Below are 17,302 nucleotides of genomic sequence, written 5' to 3' on the forward strand. Positions count from 1 at the left end.
TGTGTTTTTTTACCGATGTTGGTTTACCTCAGGTTTGCAGATTTTTATTTTTAGTAGGAGCGAATCGCTCGGGCTTTATTAGGGATCCTTATTCCCGCTTTCCGTTCTTCCCGATGAAAAATCGGGAGCCACTCCAATCGGGGCTATTGGAGTATCGGTATTGAATTTTTGGAAACATTTTTAATTTTCAAATTCACAAATTACATTACTTTTGCGCTATGAAATGGTTTACAAACATCTTCAAAAAAGAAAATTCTTCAAAAGAAGCAATCGATTCGATGAAATCGGAGCTTCTGCGAACTCCACAAAACAATGAAAACGAAGTGAGCAAAAAATTTTTAATAGTAGGTTTAGGTAATATCGGTGCCGAATACGTCAACACCCGTCATAACATCGGGTTCAAAGTCGTAGATCATTTGGCAAAACAGGAAAGTGTTTCCTTTGAAACTGTAAAATTAGGGGCGTTGGCCGAATGTAAAATCAAAGGCCGTACGCTGTTGCTTTTAAAACCCAATACCTACATGAACCTGAGCGGAAAAGCCGTGCAGTACTGGATGGAAAAGGAAAAAATTGCCAAAGAAAACGTATTGGTAATTACCGACGATCTGAATCTGCCTTTCGGAACCATCCGCATCAAGCCCAAAGGTAGCGATGGCGGTCACAACGGACTAAAAAGCATCCAGCAAACCTTGAATACTTCCGACTATCCGCGGTTCCGTTTCGGCATCAGCGACGAATTCAAAAAAGGAAAACAGGTGGATTACGTATTGGGCGAATGGGACGATCAGGAAAAAACAGCCTTGCCCGAGCGACTCGATATGGCAATAGCTGCAGTAAAATCGTTTGCGCTGGCCGGTTTGGGAAACACCATGAGCGAATTTAACGGGAAATAAATCAGTTATGAAAAGAGTACTCCTTTTTTTAGTGTTTTTGGCTTCGGCAACAATGACTGCCCAGCGATATGAACTCCTGCAAGGGGATTTGAAAAATCTCAAAGGCATCTCCGAATACAATATAACCTTTGATTATTCGAATATGAAAGTCCACGGTTATGAAACCGAAGAGGCCTTTTTGAATGATAAAATGGACAAAAGAAGGAACGTGGAAGGCAAAGCTGAAAAATTCAGGGAAGAATGGTTCAGCGACAGGGAAAACCGTTACGAACCTCAGTTTATAGCTTATTTTAACAAGCGATTTGCAAAAGGGGAAATCAAGTTGGTAAAAGATGCTTCCCTACAATATACCATGAACGTAAAAACAGTTTGGGTCTATCCTGGTTATGTGGTGGAACCTGCTAAAATAACCGCAATCATTACTATTTACGAAACAGAGAATCCTAAGAATGTTTTGGCCGCACTGGAATTTGAGAAATCCATCGGTTTGGAAGACAATCAATACAACGGTCACAGAGGTGAACGAATGGCGGGCGCTTATGAAAAACTGGCCAAAAACATGGTGATTCAGTTGAAGAGATTTTTGTAAAAATAAAAACCCCGATTTTTCATCGGGGTTTTTATTTTTATTTGGCCTGCTCTTTTTCGAGCTGAATCATATGAGCCATGTTTTTAATCACGTTGTCGTGTTTTTTCACAAACGGATTGTCCTGATTCCATACGTAACCTGCCAAAACCGCACAGATTTTTTCTTTCACATCCGGATTTTCCGGCTGGTGGAAAAATAAGGTTTGCAGGTTTCCGGTGTACCATTCTTTTACATAAGTGGTAAACACGCCAATACCTCTTCGCATGTACTCGGTGAATTCCACTTCCCAGTCAATTTTTTCTCCGTTCAGCTGGCGGTGAATCAGTTTTGCGGAAAGCATTCCGGATTCCGTAGCAAAAGCCACTCCGGAAGAGAACACCGGGTCCAAAAACTCCGAACTGTTTCCGGTTAACGCAAAGCCGTCGCCGTACATTTTCTTCACCGAACGGGAATAATTTTCCAGTTTTACCGGTTCAAATAAAAACTCTACTCCGCCAAAACGTTTGATATAGTAATCCGATAGCTGAATCGCATTTTTCAGCGCTTCGGCATTGTCTTTGTTTTCAGAAAGGGAATTGATGAAAGATGTAGGGCCTACAACACCTAAGCTGGTGTTGCCATTGGAAAACGGAATTACCCACAACCAAACTTCGGTTTCCAGAATATCAAAAGAAATCAAGGTGCCTTCTTCGCCTTCCGGACGGTTAATGTCTTTCACGTGCGTGAAAATAGAAGAATGTGGATCCAGTTTGGATGGTGTATCTAAGTCTAATAATCGAGGTAAAACACGTCCGTAGCCACTTGAATCAATAATGAATTTCGCATGGATTTCTTTCATGTTGCCGTCTTTGTCTTTCACAGTAGTAATCGAATCACTTCCGTTAAATTCCACAGCCAAAACTTCGCTTTCAAATTCCAGGTCAATCCCTTTTCGAATGACTTCCTGTGCTAACGTATTGTCGAAATCCGCTCTCGGTACCTGCCAGGTCCAATCCCAGCCTTCTCCGAATTTTTTGCTGAAGTCGAAAACACAAATTTCTTCCCCTCTTATGAATCGTGCACCGAGTTTTTTCTCGAAGTTCATCGCGTCAAGTGCCGGGAACAAACCTGCCTCGTCAAAATGATCCATTACTCTTGGAATCAGACTTTCGCCAACCACAAGACGCGGGAATTTTGTTTTCTCAACTACTTTTACTTTTGTTCCGTTATTGTGTAGGTAAGATGCTGAAACACAACCGGAAGGTCCGGCACCGATGATCAAAACATCTACAAACTCCTGTGTCATATTTTTCTTTTTTCTTTTTAATAATATGTTACCTTTGCAAGCATTCAAATGTAAAGACATAAATTCAATTTTAAAATAAAATTGCTTATAATATTTAAGCAAAAAAATACAGTTTTAATGAATACAATAAATGAATATTTAAGCTTGGAAGAATTCACGGCAATCGTGTTTAAAAACAACAAAGTTGCCGTAAGTGACGGGGTTTTAAACCGAGTGGAAGAAAGCTTTAATTTTTTAAAAGAATTCTCAGGGAATAAAGTAATATACGGAGTAAACACCGGATTCGGACCGATGGCGCAATACCGCATCAAGGACGAAGACCGTTTGCAATTGCAATACAATTTAATTCGAAGCCATTCCTCGGGAACCGGAAAACCGTTAAGTCCGGTTTGTGTGAAGTCGGCTATCTTGGCGCGTTTGAATACACTTTCCTTAGGGAATTCAGGAGTGCATCCGTCCGTAATTCACCTGATGAAGGAATTCATCAACCGTGACATTACACCGCTTATTTTCGAACACGGCGGCGTAGGAGCCAGCGGCGATTTGGTTCAGTTGGCCCATTTGGCGTTAACGTTAATCGGTGAAGGCGAGGTTTTTTATAAAGGCGAACGAAGAGCAACAAAAGAGGTTTTCGAAATTGAAAATTTGCAACCCATCAATGTGGAAATCCGTGAAGGATTAGCCTTGATGAACGGAACTTCGGTAATGACCGGAATCGGAATTGTGAATGTTCACAATGCTCAAAAAGTACTTGACTGGTCGATTAAACTTTCTTGTGCCATCAACGAAATCGTTCAGGCATATGACGATCATTTATCGGCTGAATTAAACAATACCAAACGTCATTTCGGTCAGCAGGAAGTTGCTAAAATGATGCGTGAAAATTTAACCGACAGTGCGTTGGTAAGAAAACGCGAAGATCATCTTTATACCGGTGAAAATACCGAAGACGTTTTCAAAGAAAAAGTACAGGAATATTACTCGTTACGTTGTGTACCGCAAATTCTAGGGCCGGTACTGGATACCATAAACACTGTGGCATCGGTATTGGAAAACGAAATCAATTCGGCCAATGACAACCCAATTGTGGATGTGAAAAACCAACACGTGTACCATGGTGGAAATTTCCACGGGGATTACATCTCGTTGGAAATGGATAAATTAAAATTAGTTGTGGCCAAATTAACGATGTTAGCGGAACGTCAGCTGAATTATTTGCTGAATTCCAAACTAAATGAAATCTTGCCTCCGTTTGTGAATTTAGGTACGTTAGGATTTAATTTCGGGATGCAGGGTGTTCAGTTTACGGCGACTTCCACTACGGCGGAAAGCCAGATGTTATCCAACTCAATGTATGTTCACAGTATTCCGAACAACAACGACAATCAGGATATCGTGAGTATGGGAACCAATGCGGCTGTAATTACCGGTAAAGTAATCGAAAACGCATTTGAAGTTTTGGCTATCGAATTGATTACCATTGTTCAGGCGATTGATGCTTTGGAATTTAAAGACGAGGTTTCTACGGTAACCCGAAAAATGTACGATGAAGTGCGTGTAATTATTCCTGAATTTAAACAGGATCAGGTGATGTATCCGTTTGTTCAGAAAGTGAAAGAGTATTTAATGGCAGAATAAAACCTTTTAAAACCCTATTAATTATGAAAAAAGTCGCTTTATTATTAGTATTGTTGGTACAGTTGGTTTCGGCACAAGAATTAGCCTTGGTGCGTCAGGACGGGAAATTCGGATATATCACTAAAACCGGAGAGTTTGCCATTCAACCGAAATTTAAAGTGGCAAAGAATTTTTCAGAAGGGTTGGCGGCTGCCGAAGAAAACGGGAAATGGGGTTTTATCAGCCCGAAAGGGGATTGGGTAATCCAGCCGTCGTTTTCGGATGCGAAATATTTCAACAGCGGCATCTGTGTGGTCGAAAAAGAAAAGCAGTGGTTCTACATTAACAAAAAAGGGGAAACCTTAAAAATGCCAACTTCCGATAAAGTATTTGACTTTGAAGAAGGCGTAGCATTCATAAAACAAAATGAAAAAATTGGATTGATCAATCCAAAAGGCGATATTATCCTTCAGCCGACCTATCAGATTATTAAATCATTTGACGAAGGTTTTGCCCGCGTGAAACTGAACGACAAATGGGGAATTATCGATAAAGCCGGTAAGTTGGTGGTGAATGCTGAATACGATGAAATCGGAAACTTTTTCAAAAATACCACTTGGGCCAGAAAAGGCGAAGTATTTGGGTTGGTTTCCGGCAATAAATTTACCGCTATTGAAGGCGTGGATAAAATCTGGGATTTCCATACACAGGACAATACTTATGCCAAAAAAGGGGATAAAATCGGTTTCATTGATATGAAAGGAAAGTGGATTATCGAGCCTAAATTTGATAAAGCCAGAGCTTTTGTGAAAAATATGGCGCCGGTTTCGGAAGGAAAAAAATGGGGCTACATCAATTTAAAAGGAGACTATGTAGTACAACCTGCCTATGCTGATGCCGAAGTTTTTTCTGAAGACGGATTGGCGCCGGTAAAAGACAAGGAATGGGGCTTCATCAATACCAGCGGAAAAATGGTGATTCCTGCTAATTACCAAATCACAGCAGGTGGTTTAGCCGCGTTGTTTAAAAAGAGTGATAAAGGATTCCTTAACGGTTTGGCACGGGTCAAATCCGGAAAACAATGGGGCTATATCAAACCCGACGGAAGCGTTTTAGGCGGAAAGTGGTTTGAAAATGCCGAATTATTTGAAAAATAAGAAGATATGAAATGTGCCTTAGTAACAGGAGGCTCCCGAGGAATCGGAAGTGCTATCTGTCAGAAATTAGCAGAAGATAAAAATTATCATATACTGATCAATTATCAGTTCAATCAGGAAGCAGCCGAAAAAACTTTGGAAGAAGTGGTAAAAAAAGGCGCAACCGGTGAAATTATAAAATTCAATGTTTCCGATGCGGAAGAAGTGAAAAATGCACTGACCGCGTGGCAGGAAGCCAATCCGGAAGCAGTGGTTGAAGTTATCGTGAACAATGCGGGCATCACACGCGACGGTTTGTTCATGTGGATGTCGCACGAAGATTGGACCAATGTAATCAACACCAGTCTGAATGGTTTTTTCAACGTGACCAATTTCTTCATCCAAAGAATGTTACGCAATAAATACGGCCGTATCGTAAATATGGTGTCGGTTTCCGGGGTTAAAGGAACGGCGGGACAAACCAATTATTCGGCAGCAAAAGGCGCTGTTGTAGCAGCAACCAAAGCCTTGGCTCAGGAAGTGGCAAAACGTAATATTACCGTGAATGCAGTAGCGCCCGGTTTTATCCGTACCGACATGACCAGCGATTTGGATGAAAAAGAATTGATTAAAATGGTACCGGCCAACCGTTTCGGGGAAGCGGAAGAAGTGGCCGATTTGGTTGGTTTCTTAGCGTCACGAAAAGCAGGCTATATTACAGGAGAAGTTATTAATATTAACGGGGGAATTTATTCATAACATTACTTTTTAAAAAATGGACAGAAGGGTCGTTATTACCGGAATGGGAATTTATTCCTGTATAGGAACTTCGTTGGAAGAAGTGAAACAATCGCTTTACGAAGGAAAATCAGGGATAGTATATGATGAGGAACGAAAAGAATTCGGATTTCAATCGGCCATCAGTGGGATGGTTCCGAAACCGGATTTAAAAAACCTGTTAAGCCGTCGCCAACGCATCAGTGTGGGGGAAGAAACGGAATATGCCTATATGGCAACAATCGAAGCATTGAAAAATGCTAAAATCGAAGACAGTTATTTCGATGAAAACGAAGTGGGAATCCTGTACGGAAACGACAGTGTTTCGAAAGCCATTATTGAAGCGACCGATATCATTCGTGAAAAGAAAGATACGGCGTTAATCGGTTCCGGAGCGATTTTCAAATCGATGAACTCTACCGTAACCATGAACTTGTCTACCATTTTCAGATTGCGCGGTGTAAACATGACCATCAGTGCGGCTTGTGCGAGTGGTTCGCATTCCATAGGATTAGGTTTTCTGTTAATCAAACAGGGAATGCAGGACATGATCATCTGCGGAGGCGCACAGGAAATCAACAAATACGCCATGGCGAGTTTTGACGGATTGGGCGTTTTTTCACCCAACGAACAAGAACCTGCCAAAGCTTCCCGACCTTTTGATGCCGGCCGTGACGGACTGGTGCCAAGCGGTGGTGGCGCAACTTTAATTATAGAAAGTTATGAATCGGCCGTGAAACGCGGCGCACCAATTATAGCGGAAATCATAGGGTATGGTTTTTCCTCAAACGGCGGGCATATTTCTACACCAAATGTAGAAGGACCGGCAACAGCCATGCGACGCGCTTTGGAACAGGCGGGCGTACATCCGAGTGAAGTGGGCTACATCAATGCACACGCCACATCAACACCACTTGGTGATGCCAATGAAGCGAAAGCAATTCATGAAGTTTTCGGGGAAAGTAATCCGCACGTAAGTTCCACAAAATCCATGACTGGTCACGAATGCTGGATGGCGGGAGCGAGTGAGGTGATTTATTCGACGATTATGATGCAAAATGATTTTATCGCACCGAATATTAATTTCGAAAATCCCGATGAGGATTCCCAAAAGTTAAATATTGCGACCGAGACCGTAAATAAAAAATTTGATATATATTTGTCGAATTCTTTTGGATTTGGAGGAACAAATTCAGCAGTTGTGGTAAAGAAATTTAAAGAGTAAATATGAATACAGAAGAGATTTTAGAGAAGATTAATGAGATTTTAGTGGATGAGTTTGAAGTAGATGCAGAAGTAATCTCCCCGGAATCAAACCTTAAAGATACATTGGGTTTAGATAGTTTGGATTATGTGGATTTGGTAGTAACCATCGAGGCAAACTTTGGCGTAAAACTGGGAGAAGCAGATTTTGTAGGAATCGCGACTTTTCAGGACTTCTATAATCTAATTGAAACCAAAATCCAGAACAAGAATTAATACGCTATGAGTCAGTGGGATGGAAAATCCAAAGGAACTCTTTTAGGGTATAAAATTTTTGTTTTTTGCATAAAAAAGCTCGGAATCAAAGCAGCCTATTCTGTTTTGATTTTTGTAGCTTTTTATTATTTTCTGTTTGAAAAGAAATCCAATCAGGCCACATTTTATTATTTCCGAAACCGACTTCAGTATTCTTACCTGAAGGCCAAAATAATGGTCTACAGAAGTTACTTCACTTTTGGGCAGACATTAATTGATAAAACCGCTATTTCAGCCGGACTTCGCAATAAATTCACCTATGAATTTGACGGGGTTGATTTACTGCACCAACTTCTGGCAGAAAAAAAAGGCGGTGTACTGATCAGCGCTCACGTGGGTAATTTTGAAATCGCCGAACATTTTTTCGGGGAAATCGATTTGGATTGCCAGATTAATCTGGTGACGTCCGACGGCGAACATTCGGTGATTAAAGAATATCTGGAGCGTGTTACCAAAAAACCTTCCGTGAAATTTATCATCGTAAAAGATGATTTGTCCCATATTTTTGAAATCAACAAAGCTTTGTCCGAAAACGAATTGATTTGTTTTACCGGCGACCGTTATTTCGAAGGAAGCAAAATCATGACCGAAACCTTACTGGGAGAAGAAGCCCATTTCCCGGCAGGGCCGTTTCTGATTGCCTCGCGATTAAAAGTTCCCGTGGTTTTTGTGTATGTAATGAAAGAACCAAATTTACATTACCATTTGTATGCAAGAATGGCTAATGTAAAACAACGTGACGAAAAAGGATTGTTGAAGGCTTATGTCGAAAGTGTGGAGTCCATCCTTGAAAAATATCCGCTGCAATGGTTCAATTACTTTTTGTTTTGGAACAAATCGGAAAAATAAAATACAAATCCGGCGAAAATTGATAAATCCGATTCTTTCCAATTTTAGCTAATTATCCTTTAAAATTATGGAAGAGTTTGACGCAATTATTATTGGTTCAGGTGCCGGAGGTTTAGCCACTGCGCTATGTCTGTCCCGTGCCGGACAAAAAGTTTTGGTGCTGGAACAACATTCTGTTCCCGGTGGCTGGTGCCACAGTTTTACCTTAAACGGACAACGGTTTAGTCCCGGAGTACATTATATCGGACTTCTGGACGAAGGGCAATCCACCAGCGATTTATATAAAGGATTGGGTGTTGCCAACGATATCGTTTTCTTCCGAATGAATCCGAAAGCCTACGATCATTGTATCATAAACGGGAAAAAAATTGATATTCCGGCAGGAATTGAAAATCTGAAAGATAATTTAATTGTTCATTTTCCCAAAGAGGAAAAAAACATAAAAGAATACCTTCATTTGGTTATAAAAGTCAGCGAAGAACTGCAATTGATCCCGAAACTGAAAGGATTTTGGCAAAACATAACCGTGCCGTTTCGTACCAAACATTTCGGGAAATTTGCGCTTTTTAGCTTGAAACGAGTGGTGAACTGGCATGTGAAAGATCCTATGTTGAAAGCCGTTTTGAATGCACAATGTGGCGATCACGGTTTACCGCCCAACAAAGCCAGTTTTCCGGTACATTGCTCGGTGATGAATCATTATGCCGACGGTGGTTTTTACCCAATGGGCGGCGGAAGTGGTATCGTAAAAGCCATGACGTCCAAAATTAAAAGTCACGGAGGTGTTATTCGCACGCAGCAATCGGTTGCTAAAATCCTGATAGAAAATAAAAAGGTAATCGGAGTCGAATTAATCGATGGTGTGCAAATCAAAGCCAAAACTATTGTTTCCAATGCCGATCCTTCCACAACCTATCTGCGGTTGATTGGTGAAGAAAAGATCAGCAAAAAACTCAAAAAGAAACTCGAAGGCACAAAGTATTCGGTAACCTCGCTTATTTTGTTTCTGACGTTGGATATGGACGTGACAAAATTCGGCATCGATTCCGGAAATATCTGGAATTTCAAGGACGAAAATATCGATAGTCATTTTGAAACCCTAACCAAAGGAAATATTCTTGAAGGGGAAGAGTTTCCGGCCTTTTTCATGAGTTGTACTACGATTAAAGATCCGGTGAGTTTTAACGGCAGGTATCATAATTTCGAAGTGGTAACGTATGTAGATTATGATAGTTTTGCTACGTTTGATGCCGAGGATTACCATGGTCCGGAGTATCAGGCGTTCAAAGACAGGATTATTGAGAAGTTCTTAAACAGTGTTGAAAAAATAATTCCGAATGCCCGCCAGCACATTGTTCAGGCCGAATTAGGGACTCCGAAAACGAATCAGTTTTACATCAATTCCACCCGCGGGAATGTGTACGGCACCGAAAAAACACTGCGTCAGGTCGGACCGTTTTCATTTAAGAATAAAACCGAATTTGAAAACCTGTATTTGTGTGGCGCCAGTACATTGTCACACGGAGTTACCGGCGCAACCTATTCCGGATTGGAAGCAGCGGCAAGAATTTTAAACTGCAAGTCGGATGATTTGTTGCTTCCCGATGAAAATCAGAAAATCACTATTTTTGATGCGGAAAATCCTTCGTCGTGGAGTGAATTTATTCATAAGAAACGAGAAGATAAAAAACGAACTTTCAAGGAAGTAACCGTTAATTCGTAAAAAACAGTTTTGAAAAAACAGGAGCAATTTTATCTTTGCCCCGATGCTAAAATAAGGAAATGAAAAACGTACTTGTAGTTTATTATACACAATCCGGTCAGTTGGGGGAAATTGCAAAAAATGTGGCCCAGCCGCTTTTGAACGACCCTGATGTTTCCGTTACATTTTGTACCGTCGACATGGAAAAACCTTTTCCTTTTCCCTGGAAAGCGAAAGAGTTTTTTAATGTTTTTCCCGAATCCTTTTTGCAGATTCCGGCCAAAATTCATCGTCCTTCGGAAGCAGTGATGGCTAAAAAATACGATTTGGTTATTTTGGCTTATCAGGTGTGGTACCTTTCGCCTTCCATTCCGGTAAACTCCTTTCTGAAAAGTGAGTTTGCAAAAGAATTATTGGAGAATACACCATTAATTACACTAATCGGATGCCGGAACATGTGGGCTTTGGCGCAGGAAAAAATGAAAGTGCTGCTGAAAAATACCGGTGCCCAATTGGTTGGAAATATTGCTTTGGTAGACCGTCATATTAATCATGTGAGTGTGATTACCATTGTCGAATGGATGTTTACAGGGAAAAAAGAAAAATATCTCGGCATTTTTCCAAAACCGGGCGTGTCGGAGAAAGACATTCAGGAATCTTCAAAGTTCGGAACGGTAATCCTGAAGCACCTGAAAATGAATTCTTACGAAACACTACAGCAGGAATTGGTGGCCAACGATGCGGTTGAAATTCGTCCGTTTCTGATTGAAATGGATAAAAAAGCCAATAAGATGTTTAAAATATGGGCCAATGCAATCATCAAAAAAACAAATTCACGACCAGCTTGGTTAAAAGGATTTAATATTTATTTGTTGGTGGCAATTTGGGTAATGTCACCAATTGTCTATATCTTGCACCTTTTTACATATCCGCTGAAATATGCGAAAATTAAGAAAGAAAAAGCCTACTATAAAGGGGTTTAAAAGGAATTTTTGATACAATATGCTTGAAGTCTACATAACAAAATCGGGGAAATATTTGCCTAACGAAGCGGTTACCAATGAAGAAATGGAATCGTTCCTTGGGCTGATAAACAACTCGGCCTCAAAAGCCCGACGAATAATTCTGCGCAATAACGGAATTACATCGCGGTATTACGCTTTGGATAAAGAGGGAAAACCTACCCATACGAATGCGGAATTGACCAACAACGCTATCGAAACACTTTTCGATAGCAATTTTACACGCAACGAAGTGGAATTGCTTTCGTGCGGAACGTCAACTCCGGATTCCTTATTGCCGTCTCATGCCGCTATGGTACACGGTCTGATGAAAAACCGTTCGGTGGAACTAAATTCTTCTTCCGGTGTTTGCAATGCCGGAATGAATGCGTTGAAATTCGGCTATCTTTCCGTGAAATCGGGAAACACCAATAACGCCGTTTGTACCGGTTCGGAAAGGGTTTCTACCTGGATGCTTGCTGATAAATTCGAAAACGAAGTAGTGAATCTTAAAAGTTTGGAAGAACAACCGATTATTGCTTTCAAAAAAGATTTTTTGCGTTGGATGTTGTCTGACGGCGCCGCTGCTTTTTTATTGGAAAACAAACCAAGAGGCGAAAATTCCTTGAAAATCGAATGGATGGAAGCGTTTTCATACGCTCATGAACTGGAAGCCTGCATGTATGCCGGAGGCGATAAAATGGAGAACGGTCAAATCAAGCCTTGGAGCGATTATAAATCGAGCGAATGGCTTACCGAATCTGTGTTTTCCATCAAACAGGATGTGAAAATACTGGACAAACATATCCTTGTAAAAGGTGCCGAAAGTATGAAGGCGGCGATGGCGAAAAACAATTTGAAACCGGAAGATATCACCTATTTTTTACCGCATGTTTCATCGCACTATTTTGTTGCGGGATTATACAAAGCCTTGGCAGAAGAAGGTATAGAAGTTCCGATGGAAAAATGGTTCATGAACCTTAAAAAAGTCGGAAATGTGGGTTCGGCATCAATCTATCTGATGCTGGAAGAATTGATGAATTCCGGACAATTGAAAAAAGGCGACACAATCTTGTTGTCGGTTCCGGAAAGCGGTCGTTTTTCTTATTCTTATGCATATTTAACGGTTTGCTAATGGAAAAGATATTGCCTATACTGGACAAAGATTTTGTAGGAAGTCTGATTCCACAGAAATTTCCGTTTGTAATGGTTGACAAACTGCTTTCTTTTTCTGAAAATGAAGTGGTGGCAGGGTTGACGGTTGCAGAGGATAATATATTTTTCAATGCCGGAACGTTTCAGGAATCCGGGTTGATCGAACACATGGCCCAATCGGTTGCCTTGTTTACCGGGTATCAGTTTTATTTGAAAAACGAACCCGCGCCAACAGGTTACATCGGTTCTATAAAATCAATCACCATTGCCGAATTACCGGTTTTGGGTGAGAAAATTGAAACTACCGTTAATGTCCTTCAGGAGTTTATGGGAGTAACCTTAGTGAATATTGTTTCTAAAGTCAACGACAAGGAAATCGCCCGCGGACAAATGAAAACGGTTTTAGCATCTTAAATTATGGAGCAGTACGAAAATACTATCGACATAAAGCACTATTTACCACACCGCAAACCAATGCTGATGGTTGACTGGATTTTGGAACTCAGTCATCAGGAAGTGAAAACGGTTTTTGAAATCAAAAGCGATAATGTTTTTGTGGAAAATGATGCTTTTGCCGAAGTAGGACTGATTGAAAATGCGGCGCAAACCTGTTCCTCAATAGTAGGACAGTCCTTTTTTCTAGATGAAAACCATCAGGTAAAAGACGATGTGGAAGTAATCGGATTCATCAGCGGTATTAAAAAAGTAAAAGTGTTGTCCTTACCAAAAGTAGGAACGACCATCAATACCAATGCGGTTTTGCATTCCCGTTTCGATACGGACGATTACAGTATTTGTACCATGATGTGCACCACATTTTGCAATGAGGTTTTGCTTTTTGAAGCAGAAATAAATTTATTCATACAGGAGAAACGATAAATGAAGAAGGAAGAAGTACCACAGGATAACAGTAATCTTTCATCCAATAACATGAAAGAGCTTTGCTATGCCACCGATGAAAACGGGAATTATACCACCGCCTTAAGTACCGGTTGGGAACCCAAAACGATCGCGTTGGAAAATTCGATACAGGATATTAACGAACGCATCGAAGCAGCGAAAGCAGGAGTGAAAAACGGAACATTGAGTCCGATTGTGTATTTCATGGAGGTACATAAAATGGACTGGATGACGCTTGCAGGTTATGTAGGAATGTGGACCTGGCGCGTTAAACGTCACGGAAAGCCATCGGTTTTTAAAAAAATGAATGATAAAATGTTAGCGAAATATGCCGAAGCTTTTGAAATTTCGGTAGCCGAGCTAAAAAATTATAAAGGAGAATAATGGAGACTAATTTTGTTCATCATCAGTCCGCTCACTGCGAGAATGGCGTTGCTTCCAATTTACTGAAGCATCAGGGAATAAACATTAGTGAACCCATGGTTTTCGGAATCGGTTCGGGACTGTTTTTTTTCTATTTGCCTTTGCTAAAGGTAAATCACGCCCCGGCCATAAGTTACCGTCCAATGCCTGGTTTTATATTTAATAAAGCTGCGAAACGATTGGGGATTAAAGTAAAACGCGTTAAGTTTTCCAATCCGCAATCGGCGCAAAAAGCCTTGGAAGACAATCTTAAAAACAATATTCCTTCCGGATTACAGGTTGGGGTTTACAATCTGACATATTTCCCCGACGAATACCGTTTTCATTTTAATGCCCACAATCTGGTGGTGTACGGTAAAAAAGACGATACCTTTTTAATCAGCGATCCCGTTATGGAAACCGTTACTACTTTAACCGAGAAAGAGTTAGAGAAAGTGCGTTTTGCCAAAGGAGCATTAGCGCCGAAAGGACAAATGTACTATCCGGTTGCCATTCCGGCGGTAATCGATTGGGAAACAGCAATAAAGAAAGGAATAAAAAATACGTGTAACGACATGCTGGCTCCGGTGCCCATTGTTGGAGTATCGGCCATGCGTTTTCTGTCACGGAGTATCCGAAAATGGCCTGCTAAAAAAGGCGTGAAAGTAGCCAATCATTATTTGGCGCAATTGGTGCGTATGCAGGAAGAAATCGGAACCGGAGGCGGGGGCTTCCGATTCATCTATGCGGCTTTTCTTCAGGAGGCTTCGGTTATCCTGAAAAATGAAAAACTGAAGGAACTTTCCCTTGAAATGACTACGATTGGCGATTTATGGCGCGATTTTGCCGTAAACGCTGCCCGTGTATACAAAAACCGAAGCAATCAAACTGATGTTTACAACAGCCTGGCCGATGAATTATTAAAGTTAGCCGATCTGGAAGAAGCTTTTTTCAAAAAACTTAAAAAGGCCATTTAATTCCATGAATGAACCGATAATCCATATCTCAGAGCTTTATAAAAAGTATAAAGATGCCGATGATTTTTCAGTCAACAACTTAAGTCTGTCGATTGAAAAAAACGAAATTTTTGGATTGTTAGGTCCTAACGGTGCCGGGAAAACTACACTGATTTCCATGTTATGCGGATTGGTGAAACCCACTGCAGGAAAATTTACCATCAGCGGACTTTCCTACGATAAGAATGCCACACAAATAAAAAAAACAATTGGGGTTGTACCTCAGGAATATGCTTTGTATCCCACATTAACAGCGCGTGAAAACCTTCGCTATTTCGGTAGCATGTATGGCTTGAAAGGCAAAGAATTGCATCGGAAAGTAGACGAAGCATTAGACCATTTAGGGCTTCTGAAGTTTGCCGATAAAAAAATCGAAACGTTCTCCGGAGGAATGAAACGCCGCGTGAACCTGATTGCGGGTATTCTGCATCAACCTTCGGTTTTATTTCTGGACGAACCGACAGTAGGCGTAGATGTACAGTCCAAAAACGTCATTATCGACTATCTGAAAGAATTGAATTCAAAAGGAACGACAATAATTTATACTTCCCATCATTTAACGGAAGCACAGGATTTCTGTACCAAGATTGCCATTATCGACAGAGGTAAAATTTATGCGGAAGGCACGCCGGACGGACTGATTCACGGAACGCCGCATGCGCACAATCTTGAAGATGTTTTTATTTCATTAACCGGTAAAGAGCTTCGTGATGATGTATAAGTTTTTAATGTCGGTCTACAAGGAAATGCTCTTATTAAAAAGGGATTTCGGCGGATTGGTAATCCTTTTCGTGATGCCATTGGTGCTGATTGTTACCATTACGCTGATTCAGGACAGTACGTTCAAATCGGTTAATGAAAGCCGTATTCCGATTCTTTTGGTGGATCACGATAACGGCAACATATCCAAAACCGTCAAAGAAAATTTAAACGAAAGCGGTTCTTTTGAAATCGTAACCAAAATAGACGGCGCAACGGTAACCGAAGCTTCGGCCAAAGAAGCTGTTTTTAAAGGGAAATACCAATTGGCCATCGTTATTCCCGAAAAATTGAGTGCCGATTTACAACTGAAAGTAAACCAGAATGTCGGGAAAATTGTCAGCCAGTTAGGTTTGGAAGACACCACTTCGGTTGTTAAAGAAAAAGTAGTGGTGAAATCCAAAGAAGTCAAACTTTATTTTGATCCCGCCACCCAGCTAACCTTCAAAAATGCGGTGAAAAGTGCCATCGACAAAATGATTTCTCAGATTGAAACCCAATCCATTTACAGTACGTTTCAGGATCAGTTGGGCGAAGGTGATGAACCGATTTTCGAACAGGAAAGTTTCATTACCTTCAAAGAAATCGTTCCAAAAGTCAACGACAAGGAAATTCTTCCCAATTCGGTACAACACAATGTTCCGGCCTGGGCTTTGTTCGCCATATTTTTTATCGTAGTGCCGCTTTCCATCAATATTGTGAAGGAAAAAGGACAGGGTACACAAATCCGATTGATTACCAATCCGGTGCCGTATGCCGTAATTATTGCCGGTAAAACCGCTACTTATTTAATGATTTGCATGATACAGTTTTTCCTGATGGTAGCTGTAGGTGTCTATCTTTTCCCGTATTTGGGATTGCCGGTCTTGGATGTCGACGGTAAATTACTGCTGATGAGTATCGTGGCGCTTTTCTCCGGATTAGCCGCTATCGGATTCGGAATACTTTTGGGAACTATTGCTAAGACACAGGAACAGTCGGCACCATTTGGAGCGACCTCTGTGGTGATTTTAGCAGCCATTGGTGGTGTTTGGGTGCCTGTTTTTGCGATGCCGAAAATCATGCAATATGTGTCCCATATTTCGCCGATGAACTGGGGATTGAATGCTTTTTACGACGTGCTTTTGCGCAACGGAAACATCGTTGAAATCCTTCCCGAAATTAATTTATTACTTTTGTTTTTTATAATTACAATAACCATTGCAATCGGCTATGATAAAAAGAAAAGAGCAGTATAACGAAGCCACGGAACTTACGGTTACCCAAGAGATACGTGTTCGTTTTAATGAAACCGATCCGTTGGGTATTGTCTGGCACGGCTATTACATCACTTATTTTGAAGATGGACGCGAAGCATTTGGCCGCCAACACGGGATTTCCTATTTGGATGTACATGAGCACGGCTATACAACGCCTATTGTAAAATCGAATTGCGAACATAAATTGTCGTTACGTTACGGCGATGTGGCCCGAATTGAAACAACCATTGTCGATTCTCCGGCTGCCAAAATGATTTTCAGGTATAAAATTTACGATGCCAATAACGAAATTGCCTGCACAGGGGAAACCGTTCAGGTATTTGTGGATGGAAACGGCAATTTATCGCTGAATTTTCCGCCCTTTTTTGAAGAATGGAAACGTAAAGTGGGTTTATTGAAATAAGAAGCGAATGGTTTGGGTGTGTTTGTGAACGCAATTCCCGC

19 protein-coding genes are annotated in these 17,302 nt (G+C 41.0%); 18 read left to right on the forward strand and 1 reads right to left on the reverse strand.

Translation table 11 applies throughout. The annotated features are described in order from the left end of the window. Positions 1-278: 278 nt before the first annotated feature. A complete protein-coding gene (gene pth, locus FCR2A7T_RS06285) occupies positions 279-893 on the forward strand; it encodes an aminoacyl-tRNA hydrolase (protein WP_051369527.1) in 615 nt (204 codons plus the stop codon). Between the two features lie 7 nt (positions 894-900). Next, complete coding sequence (locus tag FCR2A7T_RS06290) at positions 901-1,482, forward strand: hypothetical protein (RefSeq protein WP_023570447.1); 582 nt, start codon at positions 901-903, stop codon at positions 1,480-1,482. A 37-nt stretch (positions 1,483-1,519) separates the two neighbouring features. On the opposite strand, the gene FCR2A7T_RS06295 is transcribed toward FCR2A7T_RS06290, so the two are convergent. Then, positions 1,520-2,767, reverse strand: coding sequence for an NAD(P)/FAD-dependent oxidoreductase (locus tag FCR2A7T_RS06295; protein WP_035117799.1), 1,248 nt, complete (start codon positions 2,765-2,767; stop codon positions 1,520-1,522). Between the two features lie 117 nt (positions 2,768-2,884). Between FCR2A7T_RS06295 and FCR2A7T_RS06300 the strand changes: the two genes are divergently transcribed. The 16 genes from FCR2A7T_RS06300 (at position 2,885) to FCR2A7T_RS06375 (ending at position 17,261) form a co-directional block, all read left to right on the forward strand. Then, entirely contained in the window at positions 2,885-4,405 is a 1,521-nt protein-coding gene (locus tag FCR2A7T_RS06300; RefSeq protein ID WP_023570449.1) for an HAL/PAL/TAL family ammonia-lyase, read from the forward strand. 23 nt (positions 4,406-4,428) lie between these two features. After that, positions 4,429-5,541, forward strand: coding sequence for a WG repeat-containing protein (locus FCR2A7T_RS06305; protein WP_023570450.1), 1,113 nt, complete (start codon positions 4,429-4,431; stop codon positions 5,539-5,541). Between the two features lie 6 nt (positions 5,542-5,547). Beyond that, the gene (gene fabG, locus FCR2A7T_RS06310) at positions 5,548-6,279 is read left to right on the forward strand and encodes a 3-oxoacyl-ACP reductase FabG (protein ID WP_023570451.1); all 732 of its coding nucleotides are present in this window, start codon (positions 5,548-5,550) and stop codon (positions 6,277-6,279) included. Positions 6,280-6,295: 16 nt separating this feature from the next. After that, entirely contained in the window at positions 6,296-7,522 is a 1,227-nt protein-coding gene (locus FCR2A7T_RS06315; protein WP_023570452.1) for a beta-ketoacyl-[acyl-carrier-protein] synthase family protein, read from the forward strand. A 2-nt stretch (positions 7,523-7,524) separates the two neighbouring features. Beyond that, positions 7,525-7,776, forward strand: coding sequence for an acyl carrier protein (locus FCR2A7T_RS06320; RefSeq protein ID WP_023570453.1), 252 nt, complete (start codon positions 7,525-7,527; stop codon positions 7,774-7,776). Positions 7,777-7,782: 6 nt separating this feature from the next. Further along, positions 7,783-8,664, forward strand: a complete 882-nt coding sequence (locus FCR2A7T_RS06325; protein ID WP_023570454.1) for an LpxL/LpxP family acyltransferase — start codon at positions 7,783-7,785, stop codon at positions 8,662-8,664. Between the two features lie 67 nt (positions 8,665-8,731). Beyond that, the gene (locus FCR2A7T_RS06330) at positions 8,732-10,387 is read left to right on the forward strand and encodes a phytoene desaturase family protein (RefSeq protein ID WP_023570455.1); all 1,656 of its coding nucleotides are present in this window, start codon (positions 8,732-8,734) and stop codon (positions 10,385-10,387) included. A 59-nt stretch (positions 10,388-10,446) separates the two neighbouring features. Then, entirely contained in the window at positions 10,447-11,349 is a 903-nt protein-coding gene (locus FCR2A7T_RS06335; RefSeq protein ID WP_023570456.1) for a hypothetical protein, read from the forward strand. A gap of 19 nt (positions 11,350-11,368) precedes the next feature. Continuing rightward, positions 11,369-12,502 carry a beta-ketoacyl-ACP synthase III gene (locus FCR2A7T_RS06340; RefSeq protein ID WP_023570457.1) on the forward strand — a complete coding sequence of 378 codons (1,134 nt, stop codon included), beginning with the start codon at positions 11,369-11,371 and terminating at the stop codon, positions 12,500-12,502. Further along, positions 12,502-12,936, forward strand: coding sequence for a hypothetical protein (locus FCR2A7T_RS06345; protein WP_035117636.1), 435 nt, complete (start codon positions 12,502-12,504; stop codon positions 12,934-12,936). The genes FCR2A7T_RS06340 and FCR2A7T_RS06345 overlap by 1 nt, the downstream gene beginning before the upstream one ends. A gap of 3 nt (positions 12,937-12,939) precedes the next feature. Continuing rightward, positions 12,940-13,401: a darC2 protein gene (locus tag FCR2A7T_RS06350; protein WP_023570459.1), complete on the forward strand. Its 462-nt coding sequence runs from the start codon at positions 12,940-12,942 to the stop codon at positions 13,399-13,401. Further along, positions 13,402-13,806 (forward strand): hypothetical protein, encoded by a 405-nt coding sequence (locus FCR2A7T_RS06355; protein ID WP_023570460.1) that lies wholly within the window; start codon positions 13,402-13,404, stop codon positions 13,804-13,806. Continuing rightward, positions 13,806-14,801, forward strand: coding sequence for a BtrH N-terminal domain-containing protein (locus FCR2A7T_RS06360; protein WP_035117638.1), 996 nt, complete (start codon positions 13,806-13,808; stop codon positions 14,799-14,801). Before FCR2A7T_RS06355 ends, FCR2A7T_RS06360 begins: the two co-directional genes overlap by 1 nt. Before the next feature lie 4 nt (positions 14,802-14,805). After that, positions 14,806-15,561: an ABC transporter ATP-binding protein gene (locus tag FCR2A7T_RS06365; RefSeq protein ID WP_023570462.1), complete on the forward strand. Its 756-nt coding sequence runs from the start codon at positions 14,806-14,808 to the stop codon at positions 15,559-15,561. Further along, positions 15,551-16,837 carry an ABC transporter permease gene (locus FCR2A7T_RS06370; protein WP_081709371.1) on the forward strand — a complete coding sequence of 429 codons (1,287 nt, stop codon included), beginning with the start codon at positions 15,551-15,553 and terminating at the stop codon, positions 16,835-16,837. Before FCR2A7T_RS06365 ends, FCR2A7T_RS06370 begins: the two co-directional genes overlap by 11 nt. Beyond that, positions 16,812-17,261, forward strand: a complete 450-nt coding sequence (locus tag FCR2A7T_RS06375; protein WP_035117642.1) for an acyl-CoA thioesterase — start codon at positions 16,812-16,814, stop codon at positions 17,259-17,261. The genes FCR2A7T_RS06370 and FCR2A7T_RS06375 overlap by 26 nt, the downstream gene beginning before the upstream one ends. Positions 17,262-17,302 lie beyond the last annotated feature (41 nt).

It is taken from the genome of Flavobacterium cauense R2A-7, from assembly GCF_000498475.1.
In the GTDB taxonomy this organism is placed as follows: domain Bacteria; phylum Bacteroidota; class Bacteroidia; order Flavobacteriales; family Flavobacteriaceae; genus Flavobacterium; species Flavobacterium cauense.